The 21,938-nt window shown below is 59.9% G+C and carries 23 protein-coding genes; 14 read left to right on the top strand and 9 right to left on the bottom strand.

Translation table 11 applies throughout. The annotated features are described in order from the left end of the window. A partial coding sequence (locus tag AC1DH9_RS01665; RefSeq protein WP_477807704.1) for a 7TMR-DISMED2 domain-containing protein occupies positions 1–429 on the bottom strand: 429 nt, incomplete at its 3' end. Positions 430–763: 334 nt separating this feature from the next. Between AC1DH9_RS01665 and AC1DH9_RS01660 the strand changes: the two genes are divergently transcribed. The 4 genes from AC1DH9_RS01660 to AC1DH9_RS01645 all read left to right on the top strand — a co-directional run bounded on the left by AC1DH9_RS01660 (position 764) and on the right by AC1DH9_RS01645 (position 4,298). Beyond that, complete coding sequence (locus tag AC1DH9_RS01660; protein ID WP_019691830.1) at positions 764–1,561, top strand: hydroxymethylpyrimidine/phosphomethylpyrimidine kinase; 798 nt, start codon at positions 764–766, stop codon at positions 1,559–1,561. 18 nt (positions 1,562–1,579) lie between these two features. Further along, complete coding sequence (gene thiE, locus AC1DH9_RS01655; protein ID WP_427528650.1) at positions 1,580–2,203, top strand: thiamine phosphate synthase; 624 nt, start codon at positions 1,580–1,582, stop codon at positions 2,201–2,203. Positions 2,204–2,235: 32 nt separating this feature from the next. Then, positions 2,236–3,519, top strand: a complete 1,284-nt coding sequence (hemL, locus tag AC1DH9_RS01650) for a glutamate-1-semialdehyde 2,1-aminomutase (protein ID WP_427528648.1) — start codon at positions 2,236–2,238, stop codon at positions 3,517–3,519. A 224-nt stretch (positions 3,520–3,743) separates the two neighbouring features. After that, complete coding sequence (locus AC1DH9_RS01645) at positions 3,744–4,298, top strand: tetratricopeptide repeat protein (RefSeq protein WP_477807703.1); 555 nt, start codon at positions 3,744–3,746, stop codon at positions 4,296–4,298. Positions 4,299–4,420: 122 nt separating this feature from the next. On the opposite strand, the gene AC1DH9_RS01640 is transcribed toward AC1DH9_RS01645, so the two are convergent. Beyond that, entirely contained in the window at positions 4,421–4,750 is a 330-nt protein-coding gene (locus AC1DH9_RS01640) for a DUF1820 family protein (RefSeq protein ID WP_008052403.1), read from the bottom strand. 135 nt (positions 4,751–4,885) lie between these two features. Here AC1DH9_RS01640 and miaB point away from each other — a divergent pair, with 135 nt between their 5' ends. The 5 genes from miaB (at position 4,886) to lnt (ending at position 10,240) form a co-directional block, all read left to right on the top strand. Then, positions 4,886–6,214 carry a tRNA (N6-isopentenyl adenosine(37)-C2)-methylthiotransferase MiaB gene (miaB, locus tag AC1DH9_RS01635; RefSeq protein WP_477807702.1) on the top strand — a complete coding sequence of 443 codons (1,329 nt, stop codon included), beginning with the start codon at positions 4,886–4,888 and terminating at the stop codon, positions 6,212–6,214. Positions 6,215–6,356: 142 nt separating this feature from the next. Then, on the top strand, positions 6,357–7,376 hold the full coding sequence (locus AC1DH9_RS01630; RefSeq protein WP_477807701.1) for a PhoH family protein: 1,020 nt from the start codon (positions 6,357–6,359) through the stop codon (positions 7,374–7,376). Further along, on the top strand, positions 7,369–7,863 hold the full coding sequence (gene ybeY / locus AC1DH9_RS01625; RefSeq protein ID WP_477807700.1) for an rRNA maturation RNase YbeY: 495 nt from the start codon (positions 7,369–7,371) through the stop codon (positions 7,861–7,863). The genes AC1DH9_RS01630 and ybeY overlap by 8 nt, the downstream gene beginning before the upstream one ends. 5 nt (positions 7,864–7,868) lie before the next feature. After that, positions 7,869–8,708 carry an HlyC/CorC family transporter gene (locus tag AC1DH9_RS01620; protein WP_477807699.1) on the top strand — a complete coding sequence of 280 codons (840 nt, stop codon included), beginning with the start codon at positions 7,869–7,871 and terminating at the stop codon, positions 8,706–8,708. A gap of 8 nt (positions 8,709–8,716) precedes the next feature. Then, a complete protein-coding gene (gene lnt / locus AC1DH9_RS01615) occupies positions 8,717–10,240 on the top strand; it encodes an apolipoprotein N-acyltransferase (protein WP_427542371.1) in 1,524 nt (507 codons plus the stop codon). A gap of 53 nt (positions 10,241–10,293) precedes the next feature. Here the strand turns inward: lnt and AC1DH9_RS01610 are convergent, their stop codons facing one another. Then, complete coding sequence (locus AC1DH9_RS01610) at positions 10,294–11,055, bottom strand: YdcF family protein (protein WP_427542374.1); 762 nt, start codon at positions 11,053–11,055, stop codon at positions 10,294–10,296. Between the two features lie 136 nt (positions 11,056–11,191). Continuing rightward, positions 11,192–11,515, bottom strand: a complete 324-nt coding sequence (locus AC1DH9_RS01605; protein ID WP_427542377.1) for a hypothetical protein — start codon at positions 11,513–11,515, stop codon at positions 11,192–11,194. Between the two features lie 259 nt (positions 11,516–11,774). Here AC1DH9_RS01605 and leuS point away from each other — a divergent pair, with 259 nt between their 5' ends. From leuS to AC1DH9_RS01580, 5 genes are all read left to right on the top strand, one after another. Then, complete coding sequence (leuS, locus tag AC1DH9_RS01600) at positions 11,775–14,381, top strand: leucine--tRNA ligase (RefSeq protein WP_427542380.1); 2,607 nt, start codon at positions 11,775–11,777, stop codon at positions 14,379–14,381. An 89-nt stretch (positions 14,382–14,470) separates the two neighbouring features. After that, positions 14,471–15,076 (top strand): LPS-assembly lipoprotein LptE, encoded by a 606-nt coding sequence (locus AC1DH9_RS01595; RefSeq protein WP_427542383.1) that lies wholly within the window; start codon positions 14,471–14,473, stop codon positions 15,074–15,076. A gap of 39 nt (positions 15,077–15,115) precedes the next feature. Then, the gene (gene holA / locus AC1DH9_RS01590; RefSeq protein ID WP_427542386.1) at positions 15,116–16,153 is read left to right on the top strand and encodes a DNA polymerase III subunit delta; all 1,038 of its coding nucleotides are present in this window, start codon (positions 15,116–15,118) and stop codon (positions 16,151–16,153) included. Between the two features lie 183 nt (positions 16,154–16,336). Next, a complete protein-coding gene (gene arfA, locus AC1DH9_RS01585; RefSeq protein ID WP_019693801.1) occupies positions 16,337–16,492 on the top strand; it encodes an alternative ribosome rescue factor ArfA in 156 nt (51 codons plus the stop codon). Between the two features lie 72 nt (positions 16,493–16,564). Continuing rightward, the gene (locus AC1DH9_RS01580; RefSeq protein ID WP_477807698.1) at positions 16,565–17,887 is read left to right on the top strand and encodes a lytic murein transglycosylase; all 1,323 of its coding nucleotides are present in this window, start codon (positions 16,565–16,567) and stop codon (positions 17,885–17,887) included. 129 nt (positions 17,888–18,016) lie between these two features. Here AC1DH9_RS01580 and AC1DH9_RS01575 read toward each other — a convergent pair whose 3' ends face one another. The 5 genes from AC1DH9_RS01575 to AC1DH9_RS01555 form a co-directional block, all read right to left on the bottom strand. Beyond that, positions 18,017–18,967 carry a S66 peptidase family protein gene (locus AC1DH9_RS01575; RefSeq protein WP_427542392.1) on the bottom strand — a complete coding sequence of 317 codons (951 nt, stop codon included), beginning with the start codon at positions 18,965–18,967 and terminating at the stop codon, positions 18,017–18,019. Positions 18,968–19,137: 170 nt separating this feature from the next. After that, positions 19,138–20,136 carry a lipoyl synthase gene (lipA, locus tag AC1DH9_RS01570; protein WP_162491279.1) on the bottom strand — a complete coding sequence of 333 codons (999 nt, stop codon included), beginning with the start codon at positions 20,134–20,136 and terminating at the stop codon, positions 19,138–19,140. 31 nt (positions 20,137–20,167) lie between these two features. Continuing rightward, positions 20,168–20,815: a lipoyl(octanoyl) transferase LipB gene (gene lipB, locus AC1DH9_RS01565; RefSeq protein ID WP_427542395.1), complete on the bottom strand. Its 648-nt coding sequence runs from the start codon at positions 20,813–20,815 to the stop codon at positions 20,168–20,170. Further along, positions 20,815–21,090 (bottom strand): DUF493 domain-containing protein, encoded by a 276-nt coding sequence (locus AC1DH9_RS01560; RefSeq protein WP_017340995.1) that lies wholly within the window; start codon positions 21,088–21,090, stop codon positions 20,815–20,817. Before AC1DH9_RS01560 ends, lipB begins: the two co-directional genes overlap by 1 nt. An 80-nt stretch (positions 21,091–21,170) precedes the next feature. Next, on the bottom strand, positions 21,171–21,938 hold a 768-nt coding region (locus AC1DH9_RS01555; protein WP_477807697.1), incomplete at its 5' end, for a D-alanyl-D-alanine carboxypeptidase family protein.

The following is a 21,938-nucleotide window of genomic DNA, read 5'->3' as shown; positions in this document are numbered from 1 at the left end:
GTCCAGTTTGAACAGGTAGTTGTTTTGCCGAACCTGGCGACTGGCGAACGGCAAGGTATCGCCGGTACGACTGACCAATCGATATTCACCGGTGCTGTCCGGCAGATAGAGGTCGATATGGTCCATCGGCGGATAAGCCAGCTCCAGCAACCATCGGCGTTGAGCGTCGGGGGCTTTCGGGCGGTAGTGCAGATCGACTTTCAACCAGAACACCGAATGCGAGTAACCGGCGTTCAACGTGTCTTTGTCGTGGGTCTTGAAGTTGCCGGCTGCCGCTTGCGCGCGTACATCGGCGATGGATGCAGTGCCGGCGACATCTTCGTACACCTGCATGACTCGTCCCAAGGGGAGGCTTTGGGTGAGCTCATCAAAATCGGCTGCGACCGCCAACATCGGCAAGCTCAACAGCAACATCAGCAAATAGCGCATAAAGCCCCAGCGTGGCCAGTCCGGTTGTGTCAGGAAGCCCCCCATTCCCTTTGAGTAGACGTAAAACCGGCATTACCTGTTATTGGTTTGGATCCACTCTAGCATAGCCGTTGATGGCCATTGAACACCATTGGAAAATTTAGTCTAAAGGCTCTAGAGCGGGACTTTCAGAGCATCTAACAGAACCCGGATTATCGAATCGGTCAGATTATGACAATACCCCACTCCTCGTAGCAGCTGCCGAACGCAGCCTTCGGCAGCTGCTACAAAGACCGAGTCATGGGTTATCGGTCGGCACACCGAAAAAAGATGTTTGGTGGTAAGCTCGCGCACCATGAATATCTACAGCTCTCGCCCCGTTGTCCTCTGTCTCTCCGGCCACGACCCAAGTGGTGGCGCCGGCTTGCAGGCAGATATCGAAGCCCTGCTCGCTCAGGGTTGTCATGCCGCCCCGGCAGTTACCGCGCTGACTGTGCAAGACACGGTCAACGTCAGCGATTTCCGCGTTCTCGACCGTGAGTGGGTGCTGGCACAAGCCAATGCCGTGCTCAACGACTCGACGGTCGCGGCGGTCAAGCTGGGCATGCTCGGCTCACTGGAAATGGTCGACACCGTGGTCGAACTGCTTCAGGCGCATCCGCATTTGCCGGTGGTCTGTGACCCGGTGCTGCGCGCCGGCGGTGGTGGGCGACTGGGCAAGGACGAGGTCGGCTATGCCATGCGCGAGCGCCTGCTGCCACTGGCGATCATCGCCACCCCTAACCTCCCGGAAGCACGCATCCTTGCCGAATTGCCCGAAGGCACGGCCGATGAATGCGCAGAAAAACTCCTGCCTTACGTCAAGCACCTGCTGATCACCGGCGGTCATGGCGACGAACACGAAGTGCATAATCGCCTGTACAGCCGCGATGGCAGCCGCCACACCTACACCTGCCAGCGCCTGCCCGGCAGCTATCATGGTTCGGGCTGCACCCTGGCCAGCGCTCTGGCCGGACGTCTGGCCCAAGGCGAACACCTCGCCAGCGCGGTACAGTCGGCGCTCAACTACACGTGGCGCACCCTGCGAGACGCCGAACAGCTGGGCAAAGGCCAGTTCGTGCCACGCCGTCTGCCGCTGGATTTTTGCTCGTAACGCCATGAGGCCTGCACGATGAAACTACGTGGCCTGTACGCCATTACCGACAGCCAACTGCTGGCCGGCAAGTTCCTGCCTTACGTGGAGGCTGCGCTGGACGGCGGCGTCACGCTGCTGCAGTACCGCGACAAAAGCACCGACGAGGCCCGCCGACTGCGTGAAGCCGAGGCCCTGCATGACCTGTGCGGACGCTACAAGACCCAGCTGATCATCAATGACGATGCCGAACTGGCCGCGCGCCTGGGCGTCGGCGTACACCTGGGACAGACCGACGGGCCGCTGACCCCGGCCCGCTCGCTGCTGGGCCGCCAGGCGATCATCGGTTCGACCTGCCACGCGCAACTCGAACTCGCCGAACAAGCGGCAAAGGAAGGCGCCAGTTACGTCGCCTTCGGCCGTTTCTTCAATTCCAACACCAAGCCCGGCGCGCCGGCATGCAGTCTCGAACTGCTCGATCAGGCCCGCAGCAAACTGCACCTGCCGATCTGCGCGATCGGCGGCATCACCCTCGACAACGCCGCCCCGCTGGTGGCCCACGGGGTTGATCTGTTGGCCGTGGTTCACGGGCTGTTTGGTGCCGAAGACACTCAAGAAGTGACGCGCCGTGCTCGCGCCTTCAACGACTTGTTCAAAGCTTAAGTATTCAATTACCGACTTTTGAGAGCCCTATCATGTCTCGTTCCGAAACCCTGTTTGCCAACGCCCAGAAACACATTCCCGGCGGCGTGAACTCGCCTGTTCGTGCCTTCAAGAGCGTCGGCGGCACGCCGCTGTTCTTCAAGCACGCCGAAGGCGCCTACGTGACGGACGAAGACGACAAGCGTTATGTCGATTACGTCGGCTCCTGGGGCCCGATGATTCTCGGCCACAGCCACCCGGATGTGCTGGACGCCGTGCGCAAGCAGCTTGAGCACGGTTTGTCCTACGGCGCCCCGACCGCGATGGAAACCGAGATGGCCGACCTGGTCTGCTCGATCGTGCCGTCGATGGAAATGGTGCGCATGGTCAGCTCCGGCACCGAGGCGACCATGAGCGCCATTCGCCTGGCCCGTGGTTTCACCGGCCGCGACAGCATCATCAAGTTCGAAGGCTGCTACCACGGTCACTCCGACAGCCTGCTGGTGAAAGCCGGTTCCGGCCTGCTGACCCAAGGCGTGCCAAGCTCTGCCGGGGTTCCTGCGGCCTTCGCCAAGCACACACTGACGCTGCCATTCAACGACATCGACGCCGTTGAAAAAATGCTCGCCGAAGTTGGCCAGGAAGTGGCGTGCATCATCGTCGAGCCCGTGGCGGGCAACATGAACTGCGTGCCGCCAGCGCCAGGTTTCCTCGAAGGCCTGCGCACCCTGTGTGACAAACACGGCGTGGTACTGATTTTCGACGAAGTGATGACCGGTTTCCGCGTTGCCCTCGGTGGTGCCCAGGCACACTACGGCGTGACCCCGGACCTGAGCACCTTCGGCAAGATCATCGGTGGCGGCATGCCCGTCGGCTGCTTTGGCGGCAAACGCGAAATCATGTCGCACATCGCACCGCTGGGTCCGGTTTACCAGGCAGGCACCCTGTCGGGTAACCCGTTGGCCATGGCCGCCGGCCTGACCACCCTGCGCCTGATCAGCCGCCCGGGCTTCCACGCCGAACTCAGCGAGTACACCAGTCGCCTGCTCGATGGCCTGCAACAGCGCGCCGACGCCGCTGGCATCCCGTTCGTGACCACCCAGGCCGGCGGCATGTTTGGCCTGTACTTCAGCGGCGCCGACGACATCGTGACCTTCGATGACGTGATGGCCAGCGATGCCAACCTGTTCAAACGCTTCTTCCACCTGATGCTCGAAGGTGGCGTGTACCTGGCACCAAGCGCCTTCGAAGCCGGTTTCACCTCGATCGCTCATGGCGAAGCCGAGCTGAAACTGACGCTGGACGCCGCTGAACGTGCATTCGCGGCATTGAAGTAAGCGATAGACGCTGACGTCGACGATTGTCGGCGTCAGCTTTATCCCACATGCCTACCTTATTTTCTTACGCAACACTGATAATTCCCCCAAAAGCGGCAGATATATTCCCCGCGCGGCAGAAAAACGAGTAAAGACTTTGTAAGGTGGGTCCTGCTTATTTCATAATGCGCGCTTATTGGATCCCTCGACGGGTCCGCGCGCCCTTCAGAGGTAAGTCGATTCCCATGAACCGCACCGGCCGCGCCCTTGCACTGGGCTGCCYGTTGCTCCTTCAGCCCCTGCTCGCGCATGCACAAGCAGGCGGCAACTCGTTGTTGATCCCAGCGATGGGTCGTTGCACCCTCAATACCCAGCCTGAAGACCTGAAGGAGGCGCTCGCCGCCTGCCAGAAAGCGTCAGACGCCGGGGATGCGGAAGCGCAATACGAATTGGGCGAGTTCTACTACGAAGGCAAACGCGTGCCGCGCGACCTCAATCAAGCCCTGAGCTACTTCGAAAAAGCTTCGCTGCAAGGCCACGCTCAGGCGCAATTCAAACTCGGCATCATGTTCTTCCATGGCGAAGGCGTGCCGGCCAATAACGTTCAGGCGTATATCGTGCTGAAAATGGCCGCGGTCAACGGCGCAGAAGATGCGCTGGACACCGCCGACGAAGTCGCCGAGCACATGCAACGCAATGAACTGGAAGTCGCCACCCAGGTGCTGGGGCAAATTTTCCGTAAATACCTGATGGAACTGCAAAGCGCAGACGGACGTACGCCGTTCTCGCCGCTGCCCTGAATCCTGCACTGACCTGACTGGCCCCATCGCGAGCAGGCTCGCTCCCACATTTGATTTGTGCATCAACACAATCCACTGTGAGAGCGAGCCTGCTCGCGATGGGGGCGACTCGATTCTGAGGCTTACTTCTCAGGCATCGGCATCGGAAACGGCATGACATTGCCGACCGCGCCACGGGCTTCGCTGATTTTCGGGGTGCCCATGCGCTCGACTTCGTCGATGCGCACAATCGAATGCATCGGCACAAAACTGCGCACCACGCCCTCGAACTGAGCCTTGAGCTTCTCTTCGCTCGGATCGACGACCACTTGCGTGCGCTCGCCAAAGACGAACTCTTCCACTTCCAGAAAGCCCCACAGATCACTTTGATAGATCTGCTTGGCGTACATTTCGAACACCTGGCCCTGGTTGAGGAAAATCACCTTGTAGATTGGAGCTTCACGTTTGGTCATGGTGGGCGAGCAACACATCGAGGGATAAAAATGAGGGCGCGAACTATAGCATAGCCGCTGGACGCACGACGGTAGGAACCTGGGGACTTGTTCCCTATAATGCGCGGTTCTTTGAATCACGTGATGAACCCGTCCATGGCCAAGAAGCTTTATATCGAAACCCACGGTTGCCAGATGAACGAGTACGACAGCTCGCGCATGGTCGATCTGCTGGGCGAACATCAGGCCCTGGAAGTGACGGCGCGCGCCGAAGACGCAGACGTCATCCTGCTCAACACCTGCTCGATTCGCGAGCGTGCCCAGGACCGGGTGTATTCCCAGCTTGGCCGCTGGCGCGAACTGAAGCTCGCCAACCCGGAAATGGTCATCGCCGTCGGCGGTTGCGTGGCCAGCCAGGAAGGCGCGGCAATCCGTGACCGCGCGCCCTATGTCGACGTGGTCTTCGGCCCGCAGACCCTGCACCGCCTGCCGGAAATGATCGACGCCGCGCGCCTGACCAAATTGCCGCAAGTCGACGTCTCGTTCCCGGAAATCGAAAAATTCGACCACCTGCCGGAACCGCGCATCGATGGCCCAAGCGCCTATGTGTCGGTGATGGAAGGTTGCAGCAAGTACTGCACGTTCTGCGTAGTGCCCTATACCCGCGGTGAAGAAGTCAGCCGACCGTTCGACGACGTGATCGCCGAAATCATTCACCTGGCCGAGAACGGCGTGCGTGAAGTCACCTTGCTGGGGCAGAACGTCAACGGCTACCGTGGCCTGACCCACGACGGGCGCCTGGCCGATCTGGCCGAGCTGATCCGTGTGGTGGCGGCTGTCGATGGCATCGACCGTATTCGCTATACCACGTCGCACCCGCTGGAGTTCTCCGACAGCCTGATCCAGGCCCACGCCGAAGTACCGGAACTGGTCAAACACCTGCATTTGCCGGTGCAGTCGGGTTCGGACCGGATTCTTGCAGCCATGAAGCGCAACCACACGGCGCTCGAATACAAGTCGAAGCTGCGCAAGCTGCGGGCCGCCGTACCGGGTATCTGCATCAGTTCGGACTTTATCGTCGGCTTCCCCGGCGAGACCGAAAAAGACTTCGAACAGACCATGAAGCTGATCGAAGACGTCGGTTTCGACTTCTCCTACTCGTTCGTCTACAGCCAGCGCCCGGGCACCCCGGCTGCCGACTTGGCCGACGAAACCCCGGAAGAGCTGAAAAAGGAGCGTTTGAACGCCCTGCAACATCGCCTCAACCAGCAAGGTTTCGAGATCAGCCGACAAATGGTCGGTTCGACCCAACGGATCCTGGTGACCGATTATTCGAAAAAAGACCCGGGCGAACTGCAAGGCCGGACCGAGAATAATCGAATCGTAAACTTTCGCTGCGACAATCCGACCTTGATCGGCCAGTTCGCAGACGTGCACATCGACGCCGMACAGCCGCACTCGCTGCGTGGTTCGTTGATCCGCTAACACCACACTCCACTGTGGGAGCGAGCCGGCTCGCTCCCACAGGGTTGGTGTTTGATGTTGGTCTGTTTAAGAGCTTTCGCACCCAGGCCTCTGGCGTTATCCTTGATTCATCTCCATTGCCCCAGGGCGGCTAAAAACAACCTTGAACGCACCCATAGAACCACATCGTTTCATCCTCGAGCCCTTTGAGGCTCATCGCTTCGCCAATCTGTGCGGGCAATTCGACGAGCATTTGCGCTTGATCGAACAGCGCCTGGCGATCGTGATCCGCAATCGCGGCAATCAGTTCGAATTGATCGGCGAGCCCAAGCACGCCATCTCCGCGGAAAACCTTCTGCGCCGCCTCTACCGTGAAACCAAGAGTAGCGAGCTGTCGCCAGACATGGTTCACCTGTTCCTGCAGGAATCGGCCGTGGAAGAAATGGACAACCATTCGCCCGCCGAGCCTTCCGTCGCCCTGCGTACCAAAAAAGGCATGATTCGCCCTCGCGGCTTGAATCAGCTGCGCTACGTGAAGGAAATCCTGGGCAATGACATCAACTTCGGCATCGGCCCGGCCGGTACCGGCAAGACCTATCTGGCCGTTGCCTGCGCAGTCGATGCGCTGGAGCGCGAGCAGATCCGCCGCATCCTGCTGGTACGTCCAGCGGTCGAGGCCGGCGAGAAACTCGGCTTCCTGCCCGGCGACCTGGCACAAAAAATCGACCCGTACCTGCGCCCGCTGTATGACGCACTGTACGAAATGCTCGGTTTTGAACACGTCGCCAAGCTGATCGAGCGCCAGGTGATCGAAGTTGCGCCACTKGCTTACAYGCGTGGCCGTACGCTGAACAACAGCTTCATCATCCTCGACGAAAGCCAGAACACCACCGTCGAACAGATGAAGATGTTCCTGACACGGATCGGTTTTGGCTCGACCGCAGTCATCACCGGTGACATCACCCAGATCGACCTGCCAAAAGGCACCAAGTCCGGGCTGATTCATGTGATCGACGTGCTCAAGGAAGTACCGGGCATCAGTTTTACCCACTTCAAACCCAAAGACGTCGTGCGCCACCCGTTAGTGCAGCGCATTGTCGAAGCCTATGAGCGCTTCGAAAATCGCCTGATTGACGAACCTGCAACGCTTTCCGCCGAAAAGGGCAATCGCCACGATGCTTGAGCTTGATCTGCAACTGGCGACCGAAGCGTCTGCTCCAAGCGAAGCCGAGTTCCGCCAATGGTGCGAACTGGCCCTGCGTCAGCGCACCGCTGACTCCGAGTTGACCATTCGCCTGGTCGACGAGGAAGAAGCTCGCGAGCTGAACTACACCTGGCGTCAAAAGGATTACGCAACCAATGTGTTGTCGTTCCCTGCCGATGTGCCCGATGAATTGCTGGACATCCCGTTGCTGGGCGATCTGGTGATCTGCGTGGCCGTGGTYGAGCGCGARGCCGCCGARCAAGGCAAGGMAYTGAASGCCCATTGGGCGCATCTGGTCATTCACGGCTGCTTGCATCTRCTTGGTTACGACCATATAGATGACGACGAAGCCGAAGAAATGGAAGCACTGGAACGAACGTTGCTTGCAGAGTTGGGTCATCCTGACCCGTATGCGGACGACGAAACCGAAACATCCCCTATCGTTACGACAAAGGATTCAGAGTAATCGCTATGAGCGAAGATCGATCGAGCAACGGGCAAAAGTCCTGGCTGGGTAAACTCACCCAGGCTTTTGCCCACGAGCCGAAAAACCGTCAGGAGCTGCTGGAGCTTCTGCGTGATGCCCATCAGAACAAGTTGCTGGACAGCGAAGCGCTGGCCATCGTCGAAGGCGCCATCCAGGTCGCTGACCTGCAAGTACGCGACATCATGGTCCCGCGCTCGCAGATGGTCAGCATCAAGGCGACCCAGACACCCCGTGAATTCCTCCCGGCCGTGGTTGAGTCTGCGCACTCGCGTTACCCGGTAATCGGTGAGAGCCACGACGACGTGATGGGCGTGTTGCTGGCCAAGGATCTGCTGCCACTGATCCTCAAGGAGAACGGCGACAGCTTCAACATCAAGGATTTGCTGCGTCCGGCCACTTTCGTGCCCGAGTCCAAGCGCCTGAACGTGTTGCTGCGCGAGTTCCGCGCCAACCATAACCACATGGCCATCGTTATCGACGAATACGGCGGTGTGGCGGGCCTGGTGACCATCGAAGACGTGCTCGAGCAAATCGTCGGCGACATCGAAGACGAGCACGACGTTGAAGAAGACAGCTACATCAAGCCACTGCCAAGCGGCGACTTCCTGATCAAGGCCCTGACGCCGATCGAGAACTTCAACGAGTTCTTCGACAGCGAATTCTCCGACGACGAATTCGACACCGTTGGCGGCCTGGTGATGAGCGCGTTCGGGCACTTGCCAAAACGCAACGAAATCACTGAAATCGGCGCCTATCGCTTCCRCATCCTGAACGCCGACAGCCGTCGCATTCACTTGCTGCGCTTGACCCCTATAGCCCGTTAAGGACTGACATGCGTTGGATCACCCGCCCCGGCTGGCCCGGTAACCTGCTGGCCGTGGCGGCCGGTGCACTCACCACCCTGGCCTTGGCGCCGTTCGATATCTGGCCGCTGGCGTTGCTGGCGGTCGGTTTTTTCTATGCCGGCCTTCGTGAACTGACACCTCGTCAGGCACTGGGTCGCGGTTGGTGCTTCGGTTTTGGCCTGTTTGGCGCGGGCACCAGCTGGATCTACTACAGCATTCACAACTTTGGCGGCGCTTCGATGCTGCTGGCCGGGTTGCTGATGCTGGCTTTCACCGCCGCGATTGCCTGGTTCTTCGCCCTGCCCGCCTGGCTCTGGGCGCGCTGGTTGCGCCGCAACGAAGCGCCATTGGCCGACGCCTTGGCATTTGCCGCGCTGTGGGTGGGTCAGGAAGCGTTTCGTGGCTGGTTCCTCACCGGTTTTCCATGGCTCTATTCCGGTTACAGCCAACTCGACGGCCCGCTTGCCGGGTTGGCGCCATTGGGTGGCATGTGGCTGATTTCCTTCAGCCTGGCCCTGACCGCCGCGCTTGTGTACAACCTGCCACGCCTGATCAAGGCCGGACACAAAGGCTTTATCGTCGCCGGCCTGCTGTTGCTGGCTGCGCCTTGGGTCATCGGCCTGTCGCTCAAAGGCCACGCCTGGACCAGCCCTTCGGGCAATCCGCTGAGCGTCGCGGCGATTCAGGGCAACATCGAACAAAGCATGAAGTGGGACCCGGCGCAGCTCAACGCGCAACTGGCGCTGTACCGCGACATGAGTTTCAGTTCCAAACGTGTCGACCTGCTGATCTGGCCGGAAACTGCGGTCCCGGTGCTCAAGGAGTCTGCCGAGGGCTACCTGAACATGATGGGCAGCTTCGCCGCCGAACGTAATTCGGCACTGATTACCGGCGTGCCGATCCGCGAGGAAGTGCACCACGAGAAACGCTTCTACAATGGCATCACCGTGGTTGGCCAAGGCGATGGCACTTACCTCAAGCAGAAACTGGTGCCGTTTGGCGAATACGTACCGCTGCAAGAGCTGTTGCGTGGCCTGATTGCGTTCTTCGATCTGCCGATGTCGGATTTCGCCCGCGGCCCGGCTGATCAGCCATTGTTGCAAGCCAAGGGTTATCAGATTGCACCGTTCATCTGCTACGAAGTGGTCTACCCGGAATTTGCCGCCAGCCTTTCGGCGCGCAGCGATTTGCTACTGACCATCAGTAACGACACCTGGTTCGGCACCTCCATCGGCCCGCTGCAACACCTGCAGATGGCGCAGATGCGGGCGCTTGAGGCTGGCCGCTGGATGATTCGCGCAACCAACAACGGTGTCACCGGATTGATCGACCCCTTCGGCAAAATCACCGTACAAATCCCGCAATTCGAACGCGGCATTCTCTACGGTGACGTAGTGCCGATGCACAACCTGACGCCTTACCTGCAATGGCGCTCATGGCCACTGCTCATCCTTTGTGCACTGCTGTTTGGCTGGGCACTGYTGGCCAGCCGGATCGCCAAGACGGTTTAAGTGCTTGTGGCGAGGGAGCTTGCTCCCTCGCCACAGAGGTGGGAACGATCAAATCAGCGGTAAAAGATCGAATACCCGATCTGCCCCACGGCCTCATTCAACAACTGACCGGATCGCCAGATCGATTTGAACGTCGGCATCCAGCCACCCAGCGGTTCGCCATTATCGGTGCCCAAAAAGCCCACCGGAGCCGGCACCACGGTAAATCCCGCCTGTTCGAAACTCCAGACGCTGCGCGGCATATGCCAGGCTTGCGTCACCACCACGACCCGCTTCAACCCCAAAGGCTCCAGCAGTTCGGCAGTGAATTGAGCGTTTTCCCAGGTGGTGCGGCTGCGCCCTTCCTGCCAACGAACCGTGACCCCAAAATCATCCTGTAACGAATCGGCCATCAACTTCGCTTCGGTTGGCGGCGTGCCGTAATGCAAACCACCGCTGGTCAATACCGGCAAACCCGACGCCTTGGCCAGCCGCGCCGCATAACGCTCGCGCTCCAGCGCCACACCGGTCGGCTGATCGGAACCCCAGGCAAGATCACCGCGCTCGCGCCCCGCCCCCAGCACCACAATCACATCCGCGCGCTCGGCCAGAGTCGTCCATTCGCTGCGGGCCAGCGGTGCTTCACGCTCAAGGGCCTTGGCGCTCCACTGCACTACGACCGGCAAGCTCATCAACCAGAACCCACCGGCCCCCACGACAAAACACAACCCTGCAAGGCGTGGTCTTGAGCGGCGCAACCACCAGGCAAGCGCCAGCAGCAGCAAAAAGATACCGGGCGGCAGAAGCAGTTGTTTAACGAAATAACGAAAGGGCATCGGGCATCTCCAGAGATGCCCGAAGCCTAAGTGGGTTGAAGCAATGCGACAACTAAGATGGAAGGCCTTTTCATCAAAAAGCCATCATGGGCGACTTCATGCGCCCGCTTGGGGCAACACACATTTGCCTGATCACTTACTTGACCAGCAGGGACCGGACCTTTACCGCGTCTCTGCGAGAGAGCTTGTCTTGCAACCAGATAATTTTCGCCGAACGGGGGACGTCCTTAGACTTCACTGCTTCTGATGACAAGCATCCTTGCCCCTCACGCTCACTACGATCAAGATAAGCCATGATCAGTTCGAACTCTGCGCGGCTCAACCCGCGAAGTTCCAGCTCCACCGGACGCTCATCGCGTAACCGGCCAGCTGTCCTTGCGGCATCCAGGGCCAGCCCCAGGCGCTCTATCAGCTTTTCGTACAACTCCGGCTTAGTTACTTTTCGTTGTGACTCAACCATCCCTCACCTCATTGAAGATAAGACTCACTCCCCATCTAGAGCTTAGCTTCGCTTGGCAAACCGTTCAGGTGCCGCGACCAACGGCCCTACGTGTGTAATCAGGGTTTCCCTCGGTAGAGCGCGGTCATGTATGCTACGGCGCTTCCTGTAACTCCACTTCCAGCTCGGCTGGGCATCGAAAACGCCACTTTTGGCGTCATCAGCGTCCAGCGTTGCATTGAAGAGGATTAGGCCACCCCTATTCAGTTCAAAAGTAGCCATGCACGAACACTATCAGCCCCGCGAAATCGAAAATGCTGCCCAGTCGTTCTGGGACGAGCAAAAGTCCTTTGAAGTCAGTGAACAGCCAGGCAAGGAGACGTTCTACTGCCTGTCGATGTTCCCTTACCCCAGCGGCAAGCTACACATGGGGCACGTGCGCAACTACACCATCGGCGACGTGATCTCCCGCTATCAGCGCATGCAAGGCAAAAATGTCCTGCAACCCATGGGTTGGGACGCTTTCGGCATGCCGGCGGAAAACGCCGCAATGAAGAACAACGTAGCGCCCGCCAAATGGACCTACGAAAACATCGCCTACATGAAAACCCAGCTGCGCAGCCTGGGCCTGGCGGTGGACTGGTCGCGCGAAGTGACCACCTGCAAGCCGGATTACTACCGTTGGGAACAATGGCTGTTCACTCGCCTGTTCGAAAAAGGCGTGATCTACCGTAAAAACGGCACCGTGAACTGGGACCCGGTCGACCAGACCGTTCTGGCCAACGAACAGGTGATCGACGGTCGCGGCTGGCGCTCCGGCGCGCTGATCGAAAAACGCGAAATCCCGATGTACTACTTCAAGATCACCGCTTATGCGGATGAACTGCTGGAGGGTCTCGACGACCTGCCGGGCTGGCCTGAGCAAGTCAAAACCATGCAGCGCAACTGGATTGGCAAATCCCGTGGCATGGAAGTGCAGTTCCCGTACAACGTCGACTCGATCGGCGAAACGGGCGCACTGAAAGTCTTCACTACCCGTCCGGACACCCTGATGGGCGCGACCTACGTTGCCGTGGCTGCCGAACATCACCTGGCGACCCTGGCTGCGCAGAACAACCCTGAGCTGCAAGCGTTCATCGCAGAATGCAAAGGCGGCAGCGTGGCCGAAGCCGATGTTGCCACCCAGGAGAAAAAAGGCCTGCCGACCGGCCTGTTCGTCGAGCACCCGCTGACCGGCGAAAAATTGCCGGTATGGGTCGCCAACTATGTGCTGATGCACTACGGCGACGGCGCGGTAATGGCGGTTCCGGCCCACGACGAGCGCGATTTCGAATTTGCCCACAAGTACAACCTGCCGGTTAAATCAGTCGTGCGTACCAGTTCCGGCGATAGCAACCCGACACCGTGGCAAGACGCCTACGGCGAACACGGCACGCTGATCAATTCCGGCGAGTTCGACGGCCTGGACTTCGCGGGCGCGTTCGACGCCATCGAAGTAGCCCTGATCAAGAAAAACCTCGGTGCCTCGCGCACCCAGTTCCGCCTGCGCGACTGGGGCATCAGCCGTCAGCGTTACTGGGGCTGCCCGATCCCGATCATCCACTGCGATACCTGCGGTGACGTGCCGGTGCCGGAAGATCAACTGCCTGTCGTGCTGCCGGAAGACGTCGTACCCGATGGCGCCGGTTCACCATTGGCGCGCATGCCCGAGTTCTACGAATGCACGTGCCCGAAATGCGGCGCACCGGCCAAGCGTGAAACCGACACCATGGACACCTTCGTCGAGTCCTCGTGGTACTACGCCCGCTACGCCTCGCCGCACTATGAAGGTGGCCTGGTTGAAAAATCCGCGGCCGACCACTGGCTGCCGGTGGATCAATACATCGGCGGTATCGAACACGCGATCCTGCACCTGCTCTACGCGCGCTTCTTCCACAAGCTGATGCGTGACGAAGGCCTGGTGAGCTCCAACGAACCGTTCAAGAACCTGCTGACCCAGGGCATGGTGATCGCCGAGACTTACTATCGTCGCGAAGCCAACGGCGCTTATACCTGGTTCAACCCCGCGGACGTCGAGCTCGAGCGTGACAGCAAAGCCAAGGTTATCAGCGCCAAATTGAAAGCTGACGGCTTGCCGGTGGAAATCGGCGGGACCGAGAAGATGGCCAAGTCGAAGAACAACGGCGTCGATCCGCAGTCGATGATCGATCAGTTCGGCGCAGACACTTGCCGCCTGTTCATGATGTTTGCCTCGCCACCCGACATGAGCGCGGAATGGTCCGACTCCGGAGTAGAAGGTTCGCACCGCTTCCTCAAGCGCGTCTGGCGTCTCGCTCAAGCGCACGTCACCCAGGGCCTTCCAGGCAAACTGGACATCGCCACCTTGAACGACGAGCAGAAAGCCATTCGCCGTTCGATCCACCAGGCGATCAAACAGGCCAGCCACGACGTGGGCCAGAACCACAAATTCAACACTGCCATCGCCCAGGTGATGACGCTGATGAACGTGCTGGAAAAAGCTGCGCAAGGCACCGAACAGGACCGCGCGCTGATTCACGAAGGCCTGGAAACCGTGACCCTGCTGCTGGCCCCGATCACCCCGCACATCAGCCACGAGCTGTGGCATCGACTGGGTCACGCCGATCCGGTGATCGATGCCGGCTGGCCGGTTCTGGACGACAGCGCTCTGGTTCAAGACAGCCTGCAACTGGTGATTCAGGTCAACGGCAAGCTGCGCGGCCAGATCGAAATGCCGGCCAGTGCCAGCCGCGAAGAAGTCGAAGCCGCCGCACGGGCCAATGAAAACGTGCTGCGCTTTGTCGACGGGCTGACTATTCGTAAAGTGATCGTAGTGCCCGGAAAACTGGTCAATATCGTCGCTAGCTAATTGGATCAGGCGCAAGGTCCATACCTGGCGCCGAACAGAACCTTTCGGGTCGCACGCTCGGCCCACATGGTTTCAAGGGGAGCAACAAGATGATCAAACGCAACTTGCTGGTGATGGGCCTCGCTGTACTGTTGAGTGCCTGCGGTTTCCAGCTGCGTGGCACCGGCACTACCGAACTGGCGATCAAGGAGCTCGACCTGAGCGCGCGCAACGCCTATGGCGAAACCGTGACGCTGATGCGCCAGGTGCTTGAAAGCAGCGGCGTCAAAGTCTACGCCGGCGCACCTTACAAGCTGGTATTGACTGACGAACAGGAAAGCCAGCGCAACCTCAGCTACTCCGGCGGCGGCCATTCGGCCGAGTATGAGCTGACCAACGTGCTGAACTATCAAATCGTGGGCCACAACAAGCTGTCCCTGCTCGACGACAAACTGCAAGTGCAGAAGGTCTTCATGCACGATGGCAACAACATCACTGGCTCCGACCAGGAAGCCGCCGAAGTGCGCAAGGAAATGCGTCGCGACCTGGTGCAACGCATGATGCTGCGCCTGCAACAGCTCACCCCGGCTCAGCTCGATCAGTTGCAACAGACTGCCGATGCCCGTGCCAAAGCTGAAGCCGACGCGCTGGAAGCAGCCCGTAAAGCTGAAGCGAACACTCCGCGTCAGTCACCTATGCAAGTGCCTGCCGAGTAAGTCGTACGGGGCGCTCCGGCGCCCCGTTCGCTCCGCCTTATGAAACTAGCCCCCGCCCAGCTCGGAAAACACCTGCAAGGCACCCTTGCGCCCGTTTACATCATCAGTGGTGATGACCCACTGCTGTGTCAGGAAGCCGCCGACGCCATCCGCTCTGCTGCCCGCCAGCAAGGTTTTGACGAACGCCAGGTATTCAGCGCAGACGCCAGTTTCGACTGGGGTACGCTGCTGCAAGCGGGCGCCAGCATGTCGCTATTCGCCGAAAAGCGTCTGCTGGAGTTGCGCTTGCCGTCCGGCAAACCGGGCGACAAGGGTGCAGCGGCACTGATGGAGTACTGTTCGCGTCCGGCCGAAGACACCTTGCTGCTCATCAGCCTGCCAAAGCTCGACGGCAGCGCGCAAAAAACCAAGTGGGGCAAGGCGCTGGTCGAAGGTCCGCAGACCCAGTTCGTACAGATCTGGCCGGTGGATACCAACCAGTTGCCGCAGTGGATTCGTCAACGCCTGTCCCAGGCCGGGCTTGCCGCCAGCCAGGACGCTGTCGAACTGATCGCAGCAAGGGTGGAAGGCAACCTGCTGGCGGCGGCCCAGGAAATCGAAAAGCTCAAGCTGATGGCCGAAGGTGGCCAGATCACGGTCGAAACGGTGCAAGCCGCAGTCGCCGACAGCGCGCGCTTCGATGTTTTCGGGTTGACCGATGCCATTCTTAATGGCGAAGCGGCGCATGCGTTACGGATGCTTGAAGGCTTGCGCGGCGAAGGTGTCGAACCACCGGTGATTCTTTGGGCGCTGGCCCGGGAGCTTCGGCTATTGGCCAACCTGTCGCTGCAATACAGCCAGGGTGTGCCGCTGGACAAGGCCTTCAGCCAGGCCCGACCGCCCGTCTGGGACAAGCGCAAACCCCTGATGAGCAAAGCCCTGCAACGCCATTCGGCGCAGCGCTGGGCGCAACTGCTGCTGGATGCCCAGCGGATCGACGCACAAATCAAAGGCCAGGCTGCCGGTTCGCCGTGGATGAGCCTGAGCCGCTTGTCGTTGTTGATGGCCGGCCAGCGCTTGGCATTGCCAGCCGAGTAAGTCTTTCGACCGCATAACGGCCATCGCGAGCAGGCTCGCTCCCACAACAATAGCGTCAACTTTGTGGGAGCGAGCTTGCTCGCGATGACGGCTGAAAGGTCCTACACATCGCAGGGACTAGACAGAACCCCGACTTCGGCCGATGATTTGCCCCGCATAAACCACTCAACGAGAGATCCGCCCATGAGCAAACACAAGCGGCCCAACAAGGCCAAATCCATTGTCGCCCAGCCATTGTTCCGCAGCCGTCAGGAACAACCCGGCAAGGGCAAAGGCAGCTACCGCCGCGAAGCCTTCCAGTCTAAAAGCTGGGAGGCTTCTTACTTTCTGGCGGCATGAAGTTTCAACATCACCTCGCTCCCTCTCGGCATGATAAGGTCTGCACCTGATTTGTATTATCTGGACCTGTGCATGCCCCTTTGTCTTTCCCGTCGTTGGCACCTGCGCCAACTGATTGCTGCCTCCAGCCTCGTTTTGCTTGTCGCCTGCGCGGAAAAACCCACCGCTGCCGACGCGCAACCGCTTCAAACCGCCCCTGTTGCGACCACACCGGCCATCATTCCTCCGGTAGTGCCGACTGGCGACAATCTCGACATCCAGCCGACCCAGACCTTCGAGGAGTGGGAAGCCGGCTTTCGCCAGGATGCCCTCGCCGCCGGTATCCGCCCGGATGTGTTCGACCGCGCCTTTGCCGGTGTCACGCCGGACATGAGCGTGATCCGCGCCGACCGCAGCCAACCAGAGTTCACCCGCCCGGTGTGGGAATACCTCGATGGCGCGCTCTCCGCCGCGCGCGTGCGCAAAGGCCAGGCCTTACTCAGCCAGTACGCCGAGACCTTGAACACTATCGAGCAGCGTTATGGTGTCGACCGCCAGGCACTCGTGGCGGTCTGGGGCATGGAAAGTAACTTCGGCAGCTTCCAGGGCGACAAATCAGTGATCCGCTCGCTGGCGACCCTGGCCTATGAAGGCCGGCGCCCAGGCTTTGCTCACGCCCAATTGCTGGCCGCTCTACAGATTCTGCAGCAGGGTGATATCACGCCCGAGAAGATGCTCGGCTCCTGGGCTGGCGCCATGGGCCAGACCCAGTTCATCCCGACCACCTACCTCACCCACGCGGTCGATTTTGACGGCACCGGTCACCGCGATATCTGGGGTAGCCCGACCGATGCGCTGGCCTCCACTGCCCACTACCTGCAAAGCTCCGGCTGGCAGAAAGGCCAGCCTTGGGGTTTCGAAGTGCAGCTGACGAGCGGTTTCGACTATTCGCTGGCTGACGGTGCGATTCGCAAAAGCGTCTCCKAGTGGATGCAAATGGGCATCAAACTACCCAACGGCAGCGTCGTCCCACCCGGTTCCGAACAACTGTCAGCCGCCCTGCTGCTGCCAGCCGGTTATCGCGGCCCGGCGTTCCTGATCCTCGACAATTTCCGCGCAGTCCTCAAGTACAACAACTCGTCGTCCTACGCATTAGCGGTGAACCTGTTGTCTGAACGCTTCAACGGGGCGGGCCTGATCAACGGCGAATGGCCGAAGGATGACCTGCCCCTGAGTCGTTCCGAGCGCATCGAACTACAGAGCTTGCTGAGTGCCAGTAACTACGATGCGGGGAACGCCGACGGCATCATCGGTGCCAACACTCGCAAAGCCATCCGCAGCGCCCAGCAGTCGTTTGGCTGGCCGGCAGATGGTTACCCGACGCACAAGTTGCTGGAGGGTTTGCGTAATCGTTAGTCAACTGTATGGCCGATGCCGCTTTCGCGAGCAGGCTCGCTCCCACATTCGACCGTATTTCCATGAGGAAACCCGATCACCTGTGGGAGCGAGCCTGCTCGCGATGACTGAATATCTGGCGACAGCAATCTAACGCCTGATCACCACATCCTGCTCCAGCCACAACGCCTTGCTCCCCGCATCCAGCCTCACCAACGCGCCCATGGGCAGCGTCAGGTTCGGGTCGCAATGGCCGCTGCGCCAACCGGCAAGCACCGGAATCCGCAATGGCTCGAAGGTTTGCTTGAGCAGCTGCGCCAAGGCATCGCTGTCCACGCCTGCCACATCCCCCACCAGCACTCCGCGCAGCGTGCTCAGCTTGCCGGACAGGCGCAGATGGGTCAGCAGCCGGTCGATGCGATACAACGGCTCGTTGACGTCCTCGATGAACAGAATGATTCCGTCAGCATCGATCTCAAAAGGCGTGCCCAGGGTCGCGGCAATCATCGACAGATTACCGCCCAGCAAACGCCCACGAGCGATGCCTGGCTCAATCGTGCTCAACGGGTAGGCCACCGGGTGCGCCAATTGGCTCCCCGCGCTCACCTGGCCTCTAAGCAAGCTGAACAGCGAAGACTCGGTAGGTTGTTGCTTGTTCCCTAGCAGATCGGCGTTGAGCATCGGCCCGTGAAAGGTCACGAACCCCGCATAACGGCTGATGGCCAGGTGCAGCGCTGTAATGTCGCTATAGCCGACAAACGGCTTGGCATTGCGCCGCAGCAACTCGAAATCGATCCGGTCCAGCAGACGCGGGCTACCATAGCCGCCGCGCAGGCAGAGAATCGCATCAATGGCGGTGTCGGCAAACGCCTCATGCAGATCCTTCAGGCGAACGTCGTCACTGCCAGCCAGGTAGCCGTCACTTTCCAGGACGCCCGGAAAAATCCGCAGCGAATACCCGCGTGTACGCATCCATTGAAGGGCCCTTTCAGTATCCAGAGCTGCCGGACCCGCCGGCGCAATCACGCCGATCAGCCCTTCAGCGGGTAACGCCGGGACTGGAGCATGCTCAGAAATAACGTGGGTCGAGCGAGTGGTCATCCGTGATTCTCCCTGTGTGAATGCTTCAGCACACAGTAGTCAGGAACGGGGACAAACAGAAGAGGTTCAGTCGTCCCACAGGGTGCAGGAAAAAACTGAGTGTGACGTGGTACCGAGTCAACCCTTGAATAAAAATGCCCGCAAGGCACAGGCCTTGCGGGCATCGTGGATCAGGACGACATCAATTCGGCCTTGACCAGTTTCGCCTGCTCGTCGGCGTGATACGAGGAACGTACCAGCGGGCCGGAGGCGACGTTCTTGAAGCCCATCTTGTAACCTTCCTCGGCGAACCAGGCGAAGGTGTCCGGGTGCACGAAACGCTGCACCGGCAAGTGACTGCGGGACGGTTGCAGGTACTGGCCCAGGGTCAGCATGTCGATGTCATGTTCGCGCATGCGCTTCATGACTTCGATGACTTCTTCGTCGGTTTCGCCCAGACCCAGCATCAGGCCGGACTTGGTCGGAATGTGCGGCATCATCTGCTTGAATTTTTGCAGCAAGGTCAGCGACCACTGATAGTCCGACCCCGGACGCGCGGCCTTGTACAGGCGCGGCACGGTTTCCAGGTTGTGGTTGAACACATCCGGCGGCTCGGCGGCGGTGATGGCCAGCGCAACATCCATCCGGCCACGGTAGTCCGGAACGAGGGTCTCGAGCTGCACGTTCGGCGACAGCTTGCGGATTTCGCGGATGCAGTCGGCGAAGTGCTGGGCACCGCCGTCACGCAGGTCATCGCGGTCTACCGAGGTGATCACCACGTACTTCAGTTTCAGGTCGGCGATGGCGATGGCCAGGCTTTCCGGCTCGTTGACGTCCAGCGGCTTCGGACGACCGTGGCCAACGTCACAGAACGGGCAGCGACGGGTGCAGATGTCGCCCATGATCATGAAGGTTGCGGTGCCACCAGAGAAGCACTCGCCGAGGTTCGGGCAGGAAGCTTCTTCGCAGACGCTGTGCAACTTGTGTTTGCGCAGCAGGGCCTTGATACGGTCGACTTCCGGGGAAACCGGGATGCGTACGCGAATCCAGTCAGGCTTTTTCGGCAATTCAGTGGTCGGAATGATCTTCACCGGAATGCGCGCAACCTTTTCGGCGCCGCGCAGCTTTACGCCAGCTTCCACTTTGGCTCGCGGGGCCGGGCGCTCGGTAACATCCAGCGTCGGGATCATGGTTTGCACAGCGTCTTGCGCAGTAGTCATATCAGTCGATTCCGCCCGTTAGGGTCGTCTGCTCAGCATAGTCGAGGTGTTTGACGAGCTGCGCACGCAGCCGGGCACTTACCTCGGCAAATTCAATGGGCCCGGTGTGATCGCGCAGCTGGGTCATGGCCAGCCCGGCGTATCCACAGGGGTTAATCCGGCGAAACGGCTCCAGGTCCATATCCACGTTCAGGGCCAGGCCATGAAAGGAGCAACCGTGGCGGATCCGCAGACCCAGAGAAGCAATTTTTGCACCGTTGACGTAGACGCCCGGTGCATCGGCCTTGGCCACGGCAGTGACGCCGTAGCTGGCCAACAGCTCGATCAGGCACTGTTCCATCCGGCTGACCAGGTCACGCACGCCGAAACCCAGCTTGCGCACATCCAGCAGCAAATACGCCACCAACTGACCCGGGCCGTGGTAAGTCACTTGACCGCCACGGTCGACCTGCACCACCGGAATATCGCCGGGAAGCAGCAGATGCTCAGCCTTGCCGGCCTGGCCCTGGGTGAAAACCGGCGGGTGCTCGACCAGCCAGATCTCATCGGCGCAGTCACTGCCACGCTCGTTGGTAAACCGTTGCATGGCATGCCAGACCGGCTCGTAAGCCAGCTGGCCGAGCTCGCGAAAGCCCAGCGGTTCGGACATCACAACACCATGTGCACGAAACCGGTAGCCCGCAACTCGCTGTTGATGTCATACAGCTGTTCTTGACCGGTAGCGATGATGTGCAACTGGATGGTCGTGTACTTGCCATTGGTACTCTGGCGCTCGGCCAGGGTCTTGTGGTCAACGGTAGCGTGCTTCTCAAGGATCGCGATGATCTTGTCCTTGAAGCCCACACCGGTATCGCCGATTACCTTGATCGGGTAATCCGCGCAGGGGAATTCGATCTTTGGCGCATTTACTTCGGTGTCTGTCATGGCGTAACGGCCTCGTAAGCCGTGGCAACGGACATGGCCCCGCTCCGGATTGGAACGGGGCCATGCAGGTCCACACTAATTCAGTTGAACAAGCCGTAGAAGAATAGACGGATGCTATCCCACATGCGGCGGAAGATACCACCTTGGTCGACTGCGTCCAGCGCGATCAGATCAGCGCTGTGCACGACCTTGTCGTCCAGTTTCACTTCGACTTTACCAATCACGTCGCCCTTGGCGATCGGCGCGACCAGTTGCGGGTTCATGGTCATGCTGGCAGCGAGCTTCTTCAGCTGGCCTTTTGGCAGGGTCATGGTCAGGTCTTCAGCCAGGCCGGCTTTGACCTGGTTGGTGGTGCCCTTCCAGACTGGAGCCTGAGCCAGCTCGGCGCCTTTCTGATAGAAGGTCTGGGTTTCGAAGAAACGGAAACCGTAGGTCAGCAGCTTCTGGGTTTCAGCGGCGCGAGCGCTTTCGCTGTTGGTGCCGAACACCACGGCGATCAGGCGCATGCCGTCACGTACCGCCGAGGACACCATGCAGTAGCCAGYCTCTTCGGTGTGACCGGTTTTCAGACCGTCAACGGTCTTGTCACGCCACAACAGCAGGTTGCGGTTGGGTTGCTTGATGCCGTTCCAGAAGAACTCTTTCTGCGAATAGATCGCGTAGTGAGCCGGGTCTTCGTGGATGATCGCACGTGCCAGGATGGCCATGTCGTGAGCGGTGGAATAGTGCTCAGGATTTGGCAGACCGGTCGGGTTCATGAAGTGACTGTTGCTCATGCCCAGATCGGCAACGGTCTTGTTCATGAGGTCGGCGAACGCGTCTTCGCTGCCGGCGATGTGCTCGGAGAG

It is taken from the genome of Pseudomonas sp. 05T35, assembly GCF_056396605.1.
This window is presented reverse-complemented; position numbering and strand designations above follow the sequence as displayed.